This window comes from Acidovorax sp. ACV02 (genome assembly GCF_014851475.1).
GTDB lineage: Bacteria > Pseudomonadota > Gammaproteobacteria > Burkholderiales > Burkholderiaceae_C > Acidovorax > Acidovorax delafieldii.
Genome location: NZ_JACUZU010000011.1, coordinates 39,079 through 51,775 on the forward strand (window position 1 = coordinate 39,079; position 12,697 = coordinate 51,775).

The window sequence follows — 12,697 nt, forward strand, 5'->3', positions numbered from 1 at the left end:
GCCTGGATAGTGCGCTTTACACCGTACACAGTCCAATGAAAACAAGGTACGCTATTCATTCCGTCAACGCATGAATCGCACTCAGGATCACTGCCATGGCCTCTGCCGAATACTCTCCCGCCGTCTTGCGCACCCGGCCCGTGGCCACAGGGCACTGGCGCGCCTTCCTGACTGTGGCCAAACACCTGAACTTTCGCGCGGCCGCCGACGAGCTGGCCCTCACCCAGTCGGCCGTGAGCCGCCAGATCCAGGCGCTGGAAGAAGAAGTGGGCGTGCCCCTGTTCCTGCGTCACACCCGTGCTGTAGAGCTGACCAGCGCGGGCGCACAGTTGCAGCGCGCCGTGGGCCCGGCGCTGGAGCGCATGGACGCCGCCGTGCGCCTGGTGCGCCAGACGGCTGGGCGCCGCAGCGTGGCCATCACCACCTGGGCCAGCTTTGCATCGATGTGGCTGATCCCACGCATGGAGGAGTTTCAGCGCGACAATCCGGGCATCGACATCCGCATTGATGCGAGCGACGTGCAGGTGGACCTGGAAACCTCGGACGTGGACCTGGCCCTGCGCTATGCCATGCCGGCCGGTGCCACCCAGGGCGGCATCCGCCTGTTTGGCGAGCAACTGGCCGTGGTGGCAAGCCCCTGGCTGCTCAAGAGCGGCAAACCGCTGCGCACCCCCGCCGATGTGGCGCAGTTCACCCTGATCGAGGCGGGCGACGCCCACCGCACGCACTACCTGGAATACCTGAGTTGGCGCCGCTGGTTCGACACCCGCGACCTGACCAAGCTCCAGCCCCAGCGCTGGCTGTACTTCAACTACGCCCACCAGATCGTGCAGGCCGCGCTGGCCGGCCAGGGCCTGGCACTGGCGCGCATGCCACTGATTGCCGATGCCCTGGCCGCGGGCGACCTGGTGGAGGTGCTGCCCGGCCACCGCATCGACTCGCCCCTGGCCTACTGGCTCATGGTGGGGCCGCGCAGCGCGCAACGGCCGGAGATCAAGGCCTTCTGCGCCTGGTTGCAGGTGCAGGCCGAGGCCACCCGCCAGGCGATTGGCGATGTGCCCGACCCGGACCTGAACGACAACCTGGACGGGTCATGAAAAAAGCGCTGGGCCCTGCGGCCTCAGCGCTTTCATTTTGATAGCTATCAGCGCTTATTCTTCTAGCGCTTGCGGCTGTTTTGACCCCAAATCAGGCCAGAGTCACCCGTGCAAACTTGCGCTTGCCCACCTGCACCACGTAGGTGCCGGCGTCCAGCTTCAGGCCCTTGTCACTGACCACGCTGCCTTCCACGCGCACGCCGCCGCCGTCGATCAGGCGGTTGGCCTCGCTGGTCGAGGGGGCCAGGTTGGCCTGCTTGAGCAGCGCACCGATGCCCAGCGGCGCGCCAGACACGCTCACCTCGGGGATCTCGTCCGGCACGCCGCCCTTGCTGCGGTTGATGAAGTCCTGCTCCGCGGCATCGGCCGCAGCCGCGCTGTGAAAGCGCGTGGTGATCTCCTTGGCCAGCATCACCTTGGCGTCCTTGGGGTTGCGCCCGCCAGCGATCTCCGCCTTGAGCGCGGCGATGTCGGCCAGGCTCTTGAACGACAGCAGCGTGTACCAGTCCCACATCAGGGTGTCGCTGATCGACAGCACCTTGGCAAACATGGTGTTGGCGTCCTCGGCAATGCCGATGTAGTTGTTCTTGGACTTGGACATCTTGTCCACGCCGTCCAGCCCCACCAGCAGCGGCATGGTGAGCACACACTGCGGCTCCTGGCCATATTCCTGCTGCAGATGACGGCCCATGAGCAGGTTGAACTTCTGATCGGTGCCACCCAGCTCCAGGTCGCTCTTCAAGGCTACCGAGTCGTAGCCCTGCATCAGCGGGTACAGGAACTCATGCACCGAAATGGACTGGCCGGTGGTGAAGCGTTTGTGGAAGTCGTCGCGCTCCATCATGCGCGCCACGGTGTACTTGGCGGCCAGCTGGATCATCCCGGTAGCGCCCAAGGGTTCGCTCCATTCGCTGTTGTAGCGGATCTCGGTGCGGGCCGGGTCCAGCACCAGGCTGGCCTGCTTGTAGTAGGTCTCGGCATTCACCTTGATCTGCTCGGGCGTGAGCGGCGGGCGGGTGCTGTTGCGGCCCGAGGGGTCGCCGATCAGGCTGGTGAAGTCGCCGATCAAGAAGATGACCTGGTGGCCCAGATCTTGCAGTTGCCGCATCTTGTTCAGCACCACCGTGTGGCCGACGTGGATGTCGGGGGCAGTGGGGTCCAGACCCAGCTTGATGCGCAGCGGCTGGCCCGTGGCCTCCGAACGCGCCAGCTTCTTGACCCATTCGTCCTGTGGCAGCAGCTCTTGCACGCCGCGCAGCGAGATTTCGAGGGCTTGTCTTACACCATCAGAGACCGGGGTTGTTGTAACAGCAGATTGATTCATAAGGGTTTTTTGGGATGTCTAGACAGCATGCACCGCTATACTTCAGCCCACATTGCAGAGGCGGATTCTAGTGGGCCCGCCGTTTCGACCTGTTTTTCATCAACCTGTCGAATGGCTGCAGCCTGACAGTCTGTGCTCCTGGCCCCGCCCCGCATTCACACCGGGGGTGTGCCACGGATCCGCAATCACCCTGGGGATAGACCTTTGATTCACGGCCTCACTACGGTCCGCACCGCCACCATCGCTTTGCTTGACCGGCTGTCCCGCACGATCCAACAACATCCCAAACGCATCACCGCCGCCGTTGCAGCCATCCTGCTGACGGGCGGCGGCGGCGCATTTGCCGTGGCCTCCTTCGCACCCGACCCGGCCGAGCTGCCGGTGCGCATGGTGAACTACCCGGTCGAATCGCTCGCCGAGAACATGGTGCTGGGACAGCTGGATGCGCCCAGTTTTTCGCTGTTCCGCTCCGAACAGGTGCGCAGCAGCGACACCCCCGAGTCGCTGCTGCAGCGCATGGGCGTGGCCGACCCGGCCGCCGCCGCCTTCATGCGCAGCGACACGCCGGTGCGCCAGAACGTGCTGGGCCGCACCGGCCGCATCGTGTCGGCAGAAACCACCGACGACCACCGCCTGATCCGCCTGACGGTGCGCTGGGTGCCGGACGACAGCGGCAACTTCCGCCGCCTGATCGTCGAGCGCACGGGCGACAACAAGTTTGCGACCCGCATCGAAACCGCCAAGATGACGACCAACAGCCGTCTGGCGGGCGGCATCATCAATAGCTCGCTGTTTGCCGCCACCGACGCGTCGAACATCCCCGACGCCGTGGCCGTGCAAGTGGCCGAACTGTTCTCGGGCAATATCGACTTCCGCCGCTCGCTGCGCAAGGGCGACCGCTTCTCGGTGGTGTACGAAACCCTGGAAGCCGATGGCGAGCCCCTGTCCAGCGGCCGCGTGCTGAGCGCCGAGTTCGTCAACAACGGCAAGACCCACCAGGCCGTCTGGTTCCAGGAACCCAACGCCACCAAGGGCGCGTACTACACGCTGGACGGCGAAAGCATGCGCCGCGCCTACCTGACCTCGCCCGTCGAGTTCTCGCGCGTGACCAGCGGCTTCAAGATGCGCCTGCACCCCATCCTGCAAACCTGGCGCGCCCACCTGGGCACCGACTTTGCGGCGCCCACTGGCACCGCCGTGCGCACCGTGGGCGATGGCGTGGTGGAGTTTGCGGGTGTGCAGAATGGCTACGGCAACGTGGTGTTCGTCAAGCACCGCAACCAGCACGTCACGGTGTATGCCCACCTGAGCCGCATTGACGTGCGCCAGGGCCAGTCGGTCGAACAAGGCCAGACGCTGGGCGCCGTGGGCGCCACGGGCTGGGCCACCGGCCCGCACCTGCACTTCGAGTTCCGCGTCAACGGCGTGCACCAGGACCCGATGACCATCGTCGCCCAGAGCGAAGCCGCAGCACCGGTGTCTGCAGCCGCACGCCCCGCGTTTGACCGCCTCGCGGCCAACATGCGTGTCCAGCTGAACGCCGCTGCGCTCATCGAGCAGGCCAGCGCAGACTGATCGCCCCCGCACCTCCAGACACCACCCGTCAGGCCATGTCCGATCTGTACATCGGCCTGATGTCGGGCACCTCGCTCGACGGGATCGACGGGGTGCTGGCTGATTTCTCGGGCCCGCGCCTGCAGGTCACACACCACGCCAGCGCCGCCTTTGCCCCCGCACTGCGCACCGAGCTGCTGGCTCTAAATACCCCCGGCGACAACGAACTGCACCGTGCGGCCCTCGCAGGCAACGCGCTATCCCGGGCCTATGCCGGGGTGGTGCACACCCTGCTGCAGCGCAGCGGTCACCCGGCGAGCGCCATCCGTGCAATAGGTGCCCACGGGCAGACGGTGCGGCACCGCCCCCAGGAATTTGACGGCACAGGCTACACACTACAACTGGGCAACCCCGCCCTGCTGGCCGAGCTGACGGGCATCACCGTGGTGGCCGACCTGCGCAGCCGCGACGTGGCCGCGGGCGGCCAAGGTGCGCCGCTGGTGCCCGCCTTCCACCAGGGCGTGTTCGGCCGGCCGGACGAGACGGTGCTGGTGCTGAACATTGGCGGCATCTCCAACCTCAGCGTGCTGGGGGCAGATGGCAGCGTGCTGGGCTTCGACTGCGGCCCGGGCAACGCCCTCATGGACCACTGGTGCCAGCAGCACACCGGCCAGCCGTTTGACAAGGATGGTGCCTGGGCCGCCACGGGCCAGGTGCTGCCGGACCTGCTGGCTGCGTTGCTGCAGGAGCCGTATCTGCACAAGGCCCCCCCAAAAAGCACGGGCCGCGACCTGTTCAACCCCGCCTGGCTGGCAACGCACCTGCAGCCCTTTGCGCAGGCCGCAGCGGCCGACGTACAGGCCACATTGACCGAATTCACCGCAAGCGCTAGTGCCATATGCGCCAAAAGCTATCTAAACAATAGCAAAAACCTGGCCGTATGCGGCGGTGGTGCGCTCAATGGCCAGCTCATGCAGCGGCTGCAGGCTGCCTGCCCGTCCTTGCAGGTGGTGGCCACCGATGCGCTGGGCCTGCCCGCCCTGCAGGTGGAGGCCGCCGCGTTTGCCTGGCTGGCACGCCAGGCGCTGCAGGGGGCGCCAGGCAACCTGCCCAGCGTGACCGGTGCGGCCGGTAGCCGTGTGCTGGGCGCGGTGTACCCCGCCTGAACCGTCCGGTCTACACAGCCCTGGACAGGGCGATCAGCCGTGGTCCCCGGCATCAACCGAGGCGCCTGCCTGGGTGCCGGAACGGTCTTGCGGCGACAGTTGCCAGAAGATACCGGCTGAAGCCACCGTGATCAGTCCCATGCAGGCAAACGTGGCCTGAAAGGCTTGCAGGGTCTGTGCCGCGCCGGTGGGCTGGAAGAAATCGGTGAACGCCGCCAGCACCGCCCCCGCCGCAGCCACCCCCATCCCCATGGCCACCATTTGCACCATGGACAGCAGGCTGTTGCCGCTGCTGGCCATGTCGTGCCCCAGGTCCTTGAGGGTCACGGTATTCATGGCCGTGAACTGCAGCGAGTTCACCGCACCAAACACCGCCAGCTGCACCACATGCACCCACAGCGGTTGCGAGGGTGCCGCCAGCCCGAAGCTGGCCATGGTCACCCCCACCAGCAGCGTGTTGCCCACCAGCACCTGGCGGTAGCCGAAGCGGGTGATCAGCGTGGTGGTGAACCGCTTCATGGACATGCCCGCCACCGCCACGGGCAGCATCATCATGCCCGCCTGCAGCGGCGAATAGCCCATGGTGACCTGCAGCAGCAACGGAATGAGGAACGGCATGCACGAGCTGCCCAGCCGCGCAAACAGGTTGCCCAGCAGCCCGATGCGCAAGGTGTCCACCGAAAACAGCCGGGGCGAAAACAAGGGGTCGGGCCGCCGCGCCGCGTGCAGCCAGTAGGCCACCAGGCTCGCCAGACCGAAGATCATGAGCACCAGCACGCTCGCCTGCCGCAGCCCCAGGCTGGCCAGGCCATCCAGCGCCAGCGACAGCGCCACCATGCCAAAGGCGAGCATCAGGTAGCCCGCCAGATCAAACCGCGCCACCGTCGGCGCGGGTACCCCGGGCATGTAGCGCATGGTGGCGGCACAGCCCAGCAGGCCCACCGGCACGTTGATCAGGAAGATCCAGTGCCAGGAGGCCACCTCAACCAGCCAGCCACCCAGCGTGGGACCGATCAGCGGGCCGATCAGCCCGGGAATGGCCACAAAACTCATGGCCTGCAAGAACTTCTCGCGCGGAAAGGTGCGCAACACCACCAGCCGCCCCACGGGCAGCAGCAGCGCGCCGCCCAGCCCCTGGAGCACCCGGGCGGCCACCAGTTGGGTCAGGCTGTGCGACAGCGCACAGAACACCGAGCCCGCCACAAAAAAGACGATGGCCAGAAAGTACACCCGGCGCGCACCAAACCGGTCGGCCACCCAGCCCGATGCCGGAATCAGCATCGCCATGGCCAGCGAATACGCAACAACCACCGACTGCATGCGCAGCGGGCTCTCGCCCAGGCTCTGCGCCATGGCGGGCAGCGCGGTGTTGACGATGGTGGCGTCCAGCGTCTGCATGAAGAAGCCGACGGCCACCAGCCACAGCAGTACTTTCTGGGAGGGTTCCTGGTGCATGGTTTGCAGGGTTTTCAAACGAAACGAACGCACCCCATGAAAAAACCGCCCGAAGGCGGTTGATTCAGTCAGGGGTGCAGGGCTGCGCCTGTCACGGTGCCCCTCAGGCCGAGAAGCTGGAGCCGCAGCCGCAGGTGGTGGTGGCGTTCGGATTCTTGATCACGAACTGCGCACCTTGCAGGTCTTCCTTGTAGTCGATCTCGGCACCCACCAGATACTGGTAGCTCATGGCGTCGATGAGCAGCGACACACCGTTCTTGGTCATGGTGGTGTCGTCTTCGTTGGTAATTTCATCGAACGTGAAGCCGTATTGGAAGCCGGAGCAGCCGCCGCCTTGCACAAACACCCGCAACTTCAGGTCGGGGTTGCCTTCTTCGGCAATCAGGTCCGCCACCTTGGCCGCCGCGCTGTCGGTGAACAGGATGGGGGCGGGCATTTCGGTCTGGATGTTTTCGGCAACTGCGCTCATGGGGTACTCCGGGTTCAGGGTTTGCGGGGAATACTACTGCAAACCTCTCGGGAATTCAGGTCACTGGCTGTTTGACGCTAACTTCAGTGGGGGCTTTTCCTCCACCAGCACGGCCATTGGAATCAATTGCCCCGCGATCACGGCGCCCTGGTGCATCTCCAGGGCCTTGTAATGCACATTGCCCGTGATCTGCGCCTTGGGCTGCAGCTCCAGCAGCTCTCCCGCATGCACAGGGCCCAGCACCTGGCCGTTGATGATCACATGGTCGGCATGCACCGCCCCCTCGACCCGCGCCGTCTCGGAAATCACGAGGATGCTGGGCTGGTCCGCCGCCGCCCGGATATCGCCGACCACTTCACCGTCAATGCGCATGCCCTCGGCAAAATGCACATTGCCTTCGATCTTGGTGCCCTGCGCCACCAGGCTTTTGATGGGTGGCTGCTTTTTACGCGAGAACATGGTCGGAAGACTCCTGAAGTGCCAGGCGGTTACAAAGGCCCGCTTGGGGATGGAATTCGTGCCAGCAAGGCGGCAGGTTGTGGGTGGCAGCTGGGGCTGGATTGCCGGGGCGAGAGCGCTAAAACCTGATCAGCGCATCCACCGTCCACCCTGCACTATTCGATGGCCATGGTCTGGCTGGTGCGTACGGTGGCGCCCTCCAGCACGCGCGCGGTCACGGTTTTTACCACGGCCTGCGGCGGCAGATCGAGCACGCCCTCGATGCGGCGGTATTGTTTGACCTGCAGCGACTGGCCTTGGGGTGGCTGGGTCTGTGCCCACGGTTTGCCATCCAGAGTGCCCGCCAGCACAAACTCCAGCCGCCCGTTGAACTCCGGCGCATTGCGGGCGGCCTGGATCACCAGCACCTGCCAACGCAGCTGCATCCCGCCCAGCACCTCAGCCTGCAGCGCGCGAATGGCCAGCCCATCGGTCTTGGCCGCAGGGATCAGCTTTTCAAAGAAGCCCAGATCCTCGCGCAGCGTGCGATTGTCGGCTTCAAGCTGGCGCACCTGGGCCATCAGGCTCTCCTTGGCAGCGCGTTCGGTGGCCAGCAGGCTCTCGGCGGTCAATGCCACCGTCTGGCGCTCCTGGCCCTCTTCGCGCAGGCGGCTGATCTCCGTCTTCATCTGGATCACTTCGTCACGCGAAACGGTATCGATCCCGGCAATGGATTTGCCGAATTCAAAGGCCCACAACGCCACGGCAGCGCAGAAACCCATCACCACGGCCAGGGCCAGCCATCGAAAGGGCCAGGGCAAGGCGCTGCGGATGGCCACCCGGGGGGCACTGATGGTCAACCGACGGCGAAGCAGGCGAAAGCGCATAGGCTCAACAGGCGGACCATGGAAGGCCTTCCCAAAAAACGAAAAGAGCGCACCATAAACGAAAAAACCGCCCGAAGGCGGTTTTTCTCTGTAAAGCACCCGCGAGGAGTGCCTTGCAGTGGATGCTGCACAAGGCAACATCCGGCAGGGCCACAGCTTAACGCTTGGAGAACTGCTTGGCGCGGCGTGCGGAGTGCAGACCGACCTTCTTACGCTCGACTTCACGGGCATCGCGGGTCACGAAGCCAGCTTGGCTCAGGACGGGCTTGAGGGATGCGTCGTAATCGATCAGGGCGCGGGTGATACCGTGGCGGGCAGCGCCAGCCTGGCCGGATTCACCACCACCGTGCACGTTGATCTGGATGTCGAAGGTTTCGACATGGTTGGTCAACGCCAGGGGTTGCTTGGCAATCATGATCGAGGTTTCGCGGCCGAAGTAGGACTGGATGTCCTTGCCGTTCACCGTGATCTTGCCGGAGCCTTTTTTCAGAAACACGCGGGCGACGCTGGACTTGCGACGGCCGGTGCCATTGTTCCATTCACCAATCATCTCAAGGCTCCTTAGATTTCCAGCACTTTGGGCTGCTGGGCGGTGTGGGGATGCTCAGCACCACCGTACACCTTGAGTTTCTTGATCATCGCGTAGCCAAGGGGGCCCTTGGGCAGCATGCCCTTGACAGCCTTTTCCAGCGCGCGGCCGGGGTGCTTGGCTTGCATGTCGCGGAAGTTCGTGGCCGTGATACCGCCGGGATAACCCGAGTGACGGTAGTACACCTTGTCCAGGGACTTGGTGCCGGTGACCTTGAGTTGGGCTGCGTTGATAACGACGATGAAGTCACCGGTATCGACGTGAGGCGTGTAAATGGCCTTGTGTTTGCCGCGCAAACGGAGAGCAACTTCGCTGGCTACTCGTCCGAGGACCTTGTTGGTCGCGTCAATCACAAACCACTCGTGCACGACCTCAGCGGGCTTTGCGCTGAAAGTAGTTGTCATGAGTTTTCTCTTCAAAAGAGGGTTTGGCGGGTCCTTTTCCACGGTCGGTGCTTCTCTGAAGGAAGCCTCTTAGGTGGCAAAAAGTCTTCGCCGCGGGACCACAAAAGCGCTGCGAAGCCTTCCATTATACGAAAGAGCCATGCGTTAGCGCAAGAGCACCCCAGCCACGGCCCTCGGGGCACCTGCTCCGGTCAGTTCGGCGTCTGGCGGCGGCGCTGCTCGTCGGCCTCGTAACGGCGACGGTTTTCCACGCAGACAGTTTGATTGGCCTGGGACGGTTTCTGGCATTCTTGGTGAATACACATCGGGCGGGCCAGGAAGTTGGCGTCGGCGCACACCTCTTGCGGCGAGGGCAGACGGGGCGGCGGCGCGGGGCGGGGCTTGGGCTCGGCCACCACCGGAGGCGGCGCCGGCACAGGCTCTTCATGCACCACGATGGGTGTGGGTGCGGGCTCTGCGCCTGCACGCTTGGCCACCCGGGGGCTCGGTTTGGGTGCAGACGCAACCACAAAGGCAGGAGCAGGTGCGGCCGCAGAGGCGGCGCTGGCTGACGCCACTGCGCCATCCGAGCTCAGACCTTGCGCGTCGCCCCCGGCAGCAGCCGGAGCGCTGACCTCCACCAGGGCTGCGTCTGAAGCAGCCGCTGCGGCAGGCCGCTCGGCCATCTCCGTAATGATCTCGTCCCGGGGCGGCTTGCTGCCCTGGCTCCAGCGCCAACCGGCGCCAGCCACCACAGCCACCAACGCCGCCACCACGATGCCCGCCACCAAAGGGGAACGCCGTGGGGATGGGGTCGGCTTGCCATTGCTGCGCACTACATCCCGCTCCAAAGGCGCAGAACGCCGATCGGCTGCACGCGACCCGCCCGCGCCCGGTGAACGGTGGTGTGGCAGGTCCTCAAAGCGCGAATCGTCGTCGGCCACCACGGTATCGCCGGCATCGATGAACACCGTGTCGCCAGCATCGGCCGCCACGGTGTCAGGACCAGCCAGCATGACCGTGTCCCCACCAAAATCATCGCCAGGGCGGCTGGCATCAGATGCGGGAGCCGCCGCCACCAAGTCCTCACGCTGGGCCTGTGCCTGCATCTCGGCCACGATCTTGGGGGCGGAGGTCACGTCCACGGTAGGTGCGGCCAGACCCGGGCCAGGCTGGTCGGCGGGCTCCACCCAGATGTCGCCCAACTCCGCCCGGAAGTCGAAGTGCTGCACATCGTCCGGCGCCGAGGTCATCTCCATGGTCTGGAGAAAGGCATCAATGCTCTGTGGGCGGTCCTCGGGCCGAAGGGCCAGCGATTGGGCAATCGCCGCGACAAAAGGCGCTGAATACTCCACCCCAAACTGCCGCTTGACGGTTTTGGCGATACGGGAGAACGACACCATGCGGTCACGGATGGAGCGCAGCGTGGCGGGCAGAGGCGTGTCATTGGCCAGACACCCGTGCATGACCGCCGCCAGCGAGTACAAGTCGCTCCACGGGCCTTGGCGCAGTTCCTCGTCGCCGTCGGAATACTGCTCGATGGGGGCGTAGTTCACCTTCAGCACGGCCGTGTGCTTGCGGTCCTGGTCGTTGATGGCGTGCCGGGCGGCGCCCAGGTCCAGCAGCACCGGCGGACCGTTGTCCTGCAGGAAAATGTTATCGGGCGAAATGTCGCGGTGCAGCGTGTTGCCATCGTGCAGCACGCGCAGCGCATCCAGCACCGACCACAGCAGCTTGCGCAGCCAGGCCTCGGGTGGGGGGGTGCGCATCTGTGCACGGGCTTGCTTGAACGTCATGCCCGAGTACAGTGGCATGACCATGTAGGCTGTGTTGTTGGCCTCCCAGAAGCGGAACACCTTGACCAGAGAGGGGTGGTCAAACTGCGCCAGCAGACGGGCCTCGCCCACAAAAGAGACCAGCCCGGCCTGGAAGGTCTGCTGGTCGGACGAGGACCGCACCCAGAGCGACTGCCCTTGCGAGCGTCCGGCCAGCGCCGAGGGCATGTACTCCTTGATGGCCACCGCCCGGTGCAGGGAATGGTCAAACGCCTTGTAGACCATGCCAAACCCGCCCACCCCCAGCAACCCCAGGATCTCGAACTCCGCCAGGCGGGTGCCAGGGGGCAGCGCATCGATATGGCTGACACCACTGGCGGGGGCTGTGCTGGAGCTTGCGGTCATGGTCAGAGGACGGGGCGGGCTGGCAATTTCAAATGCAAATCAATGAGGCAACTACGGCGACGGCGAAACGCTGACCCCGCCGCAGGCGCGATCATGAAGCATGGCCGCGCCGGATTTGGCAACAAATGGCTAACAAAGTGCGGCCTGTCTGCCAAAAACATCACGTCCCCCGCCACCACACGGCCCCCCGATTGTGCCGCGCCCGGACATGGGAGCCCCCTTGGCACAACACACTCGTTACCATTGGGCCATGTTCAGTTATCGCCACGCCTTCCACGCAGGCAACCATGCCGATGTGCTCAAGCACACCGTCCTGATTGCCGCCTTGCAACATCTCACCGAAAAAGACGCGGCGCTGACCGTGCTGGACACCCATGCGGGCGCGGGCCTGTACCGGCTGGACGGGGACTATGCCAGCACCAGTGGCGAAGCCGCCGATGGCGTGGCCCGGCTGTTTGCGCCAACCACCCCCGCCCTCACCCCCGCCCTGCAGGCCTATGTGGACATGGTGGGCGCCTTCAACCAGGGCAAGGCGCTGCGCGTGTACCCCGGATCGCCCTTCATCACCCAGCGCCTGCTGCGCGACCACGACAAGCTCAAGCTGTTTGAGCTGCACCCCACCGACCTGCGCGCGCTGGCCGGCAACGTGGCCCAGCTGGAGGCAGGCCGTCAGGTGGCCGTGCTGCACGAGGACGGCTTTGAGGGCATCAAAAAGTTCCTACCCCCACCGGCCCGGCGCGCCCTGGTGCTGTGCGATCCCAGCTATGAAATCAAGAGCGACTACGCCAAGGTGCTCGACATGGCGGCCGACTCGCTCAAGCGTTTTGCCACGGGCACCTATGCGTTCTGGTACCCCATCATTCCGCGCCCCGAAGCCCACGACCTGCCCCGCCGCCTGAAAACGCTGGCCACCAAGGCGGGCAAAAGCTGGCTGCACGCCACGCTCACCGTCAAATCGAGCAAGGTCACGGAAACGGTCACGGGCGACACCAAGCGCCCAGGCCTGCCCGCCAGCGGCATGTTCCTGATCAACCCGCCCTACACATTGAAGGCCGCGCTCAAAGACGCCTTGCCCCAGATGGCCGAGCTGCTGGCGCAGGACAAACACGCCACCCACACGCTCGAATCGGGCGGCTGACCGGCCTCCTAAGAACC

General features: G+C 65.1%; 12 protein-coding genes. 4 read left to right on the forward strand and 8 right to left on the reverse strand.

Annotated features, from left to right (window positions below; translation table 11 throughout):
* The first annotated feature begins 95 nt into the window (after positions 1 to 95).
* Positions 96 to 1,097: a LysR substrate-binding domain-containing protein gene (locus tag IB236_RS22195; protein ID WP_056743853.1), complete on the forward strand. Its 1,002-nt coding sequence runs from the start codon at positions 96 to 98 to the stop codon at positions 1,095 to 1,097.
* A gap of 91 nt (positions 1,098 to 1,188) precedes the next feature.
* On the opposite strand, the gene tyrS is transcribed toward IB236_RS22195, so the two are convergent.
* The gene (gene tyrS, locus IB236_RS22200; RefSeq protein WP_192422252.1) at positions 1,189 to 2,421 is read right to left on the reverse strand and encodes a tyrosine--tRNA ligase; all 1,233 of its coding nucleotides are present in this window, start codon (positions 2,419 to 2,421) and stop codon (positions 1,189 to 1,191) included.
* Positions 2,422 to 2,625: 204 nt separating this feature from the next.
* Here tyrS and IB236_RS22205 point away from each other — a divergent pair, with 204 nt between their 5' ends.
* Both IB236_RS22205 and IB236_RS22210 read left to right on the forward strand, forming a co-directional pair.
* Positions 2,626 to 3,996, forward strand: a complete 1,371-nt coding sequence (locus IB236_RS22205; protein WP_192422253.1) for a M23 family metallopeptidase — start codon at positions 2,626 to 2,628, stop codon at positions 3,994 to 3,996.
* Positions 3,997 to 4,031: 35 nt separating this feature from the next.
* Positions 4,032 to 5,141, forward strand: coding sequence for an anhydro-N-acetylmuramic acid kinase (locus IB236_RS22210; RefSeq protein ID WP_056743848.1), 1,110 nt, complete (start codon positions 4,032 to 4,034; stop codon positions 5,139 to 5,141).
* A 33-nt stretch (positions 5,142 to 5,174) separates the two neighbouring features.
* Here the strand turns inward: IB236_RS22210 and mdtD are convergent, their stop codons facing one another.
* The 7 genes from mdtD to IB236_RS22245 all read right to left on the reverse strand — a co-directional run bounded on the left by mdtD (position 5,175) and on the right by IB236_RS22245 (position 11,542).
* The gene (gene mdtD / locus IB236_RS22215) at positions 5,175 to 6,596 is read right to left on the reverse strand and encodes a multidrug transporter subunit MdtD (protein WP_056743846.1); all 1,422 of its coding nucleotides are present in this window, start codon (positions 6,594 to 6,596) and stop codon (positions 5,175 to 5,177) included.
* Between the two features lie 103 nt (positions 6,597 to 6,699).
* Entirely contained in the window at positions 6,700 to 7,065 is a 366-nt protein-coding gene (gene erpA, locus IB236_RS22220; RefSeq protein ID WP_008907234.1) for an iron-sulfur cluster insertion protein ErpA, read from the reverse strand.
* Positions 7,066 to 7,125: 60 nt separating this feature from the next.
* Positions 7,126 to 7,524 carry a polymer-forming cytoskeletal protein gene (locus IB236_RS22225; protein ID WP_056057955.1) on the reverse strand — a complete coding sequence of 133 codons (399 nt, stop codon included), beginning with the start codon at positions 7,522 to 7,524 and terminating at the stop codon, positions 7,126 to 7,128.
* Positions 7,525 to 7,679: 155 nt separating this feature from the next.
* Positions 7,680 to 8,390: a DUF6776 family protein gene (locus tag IB236_RS22230; protein ID WP_056743844.1), complete on the reverse strand. Its 711-nt coding sequence runs from the start codon at positions 8,388 to 8,390 to the stop codon at positions 7,680 to 7,682.
* Between the two features lie 157 nt (positions 8,391 to 8,547).
* A complete protein-coding gene (rpsI, locus tag IB236_RS22235; protein WP_005798582.1) occupies positions 8,548 to 8,940 on the reverse strand; it encodes a 30S ribosomal protein S9 in 393 nt (130 codons plus the stop codon).
* Positions 8,941 to 8,951: 11 nt separating this feature from the next.
* A complete protein-coding gene (gene rplM, locus IB236_RS22240) occupies positions 8,952 to 9,383 on the reverse strand; it encodes a 50S ribosomal protein L13 (protein ID WP_015015720.1) in 432 nt (143 codons plus the stop codon).
* Positions 9,384 to 9,574: 191 nt separating this feature from the next.
* Positions 9,575 to 11,542, reverse strand: coding sequence for a serine/threonine-protein kinase (locus IB236_RS22245; protein ID WP_056743841.1), 1,968 nt, complete (start codon positions 11,540 to 11,542; stop codon positions 9,575 to 9,577).
* A gap of 250 nt (positions 11,543 to 11,792) precedes the next feature.
* Here IB236_RS22245 and IB236_RS22250 point away from each other — a divergent pair, with 250 nt between their 5' ends.
* On the forward strand, positions 11,793 to 12,680 hold the full coding sequence (locus IB236_RS22250; protein WP_056743839.1) for a 23S rRNA (adenine(2030)-N(6))-methyltransferase RlmJ: 888 nt from the start codon (positions 11,793 to 11,795) through the stop codon (positions 12,678 to 12,680).
* The last annotated feature ends 17 nt before the right edge of the window (positions 12,681 to 12,697 follow it).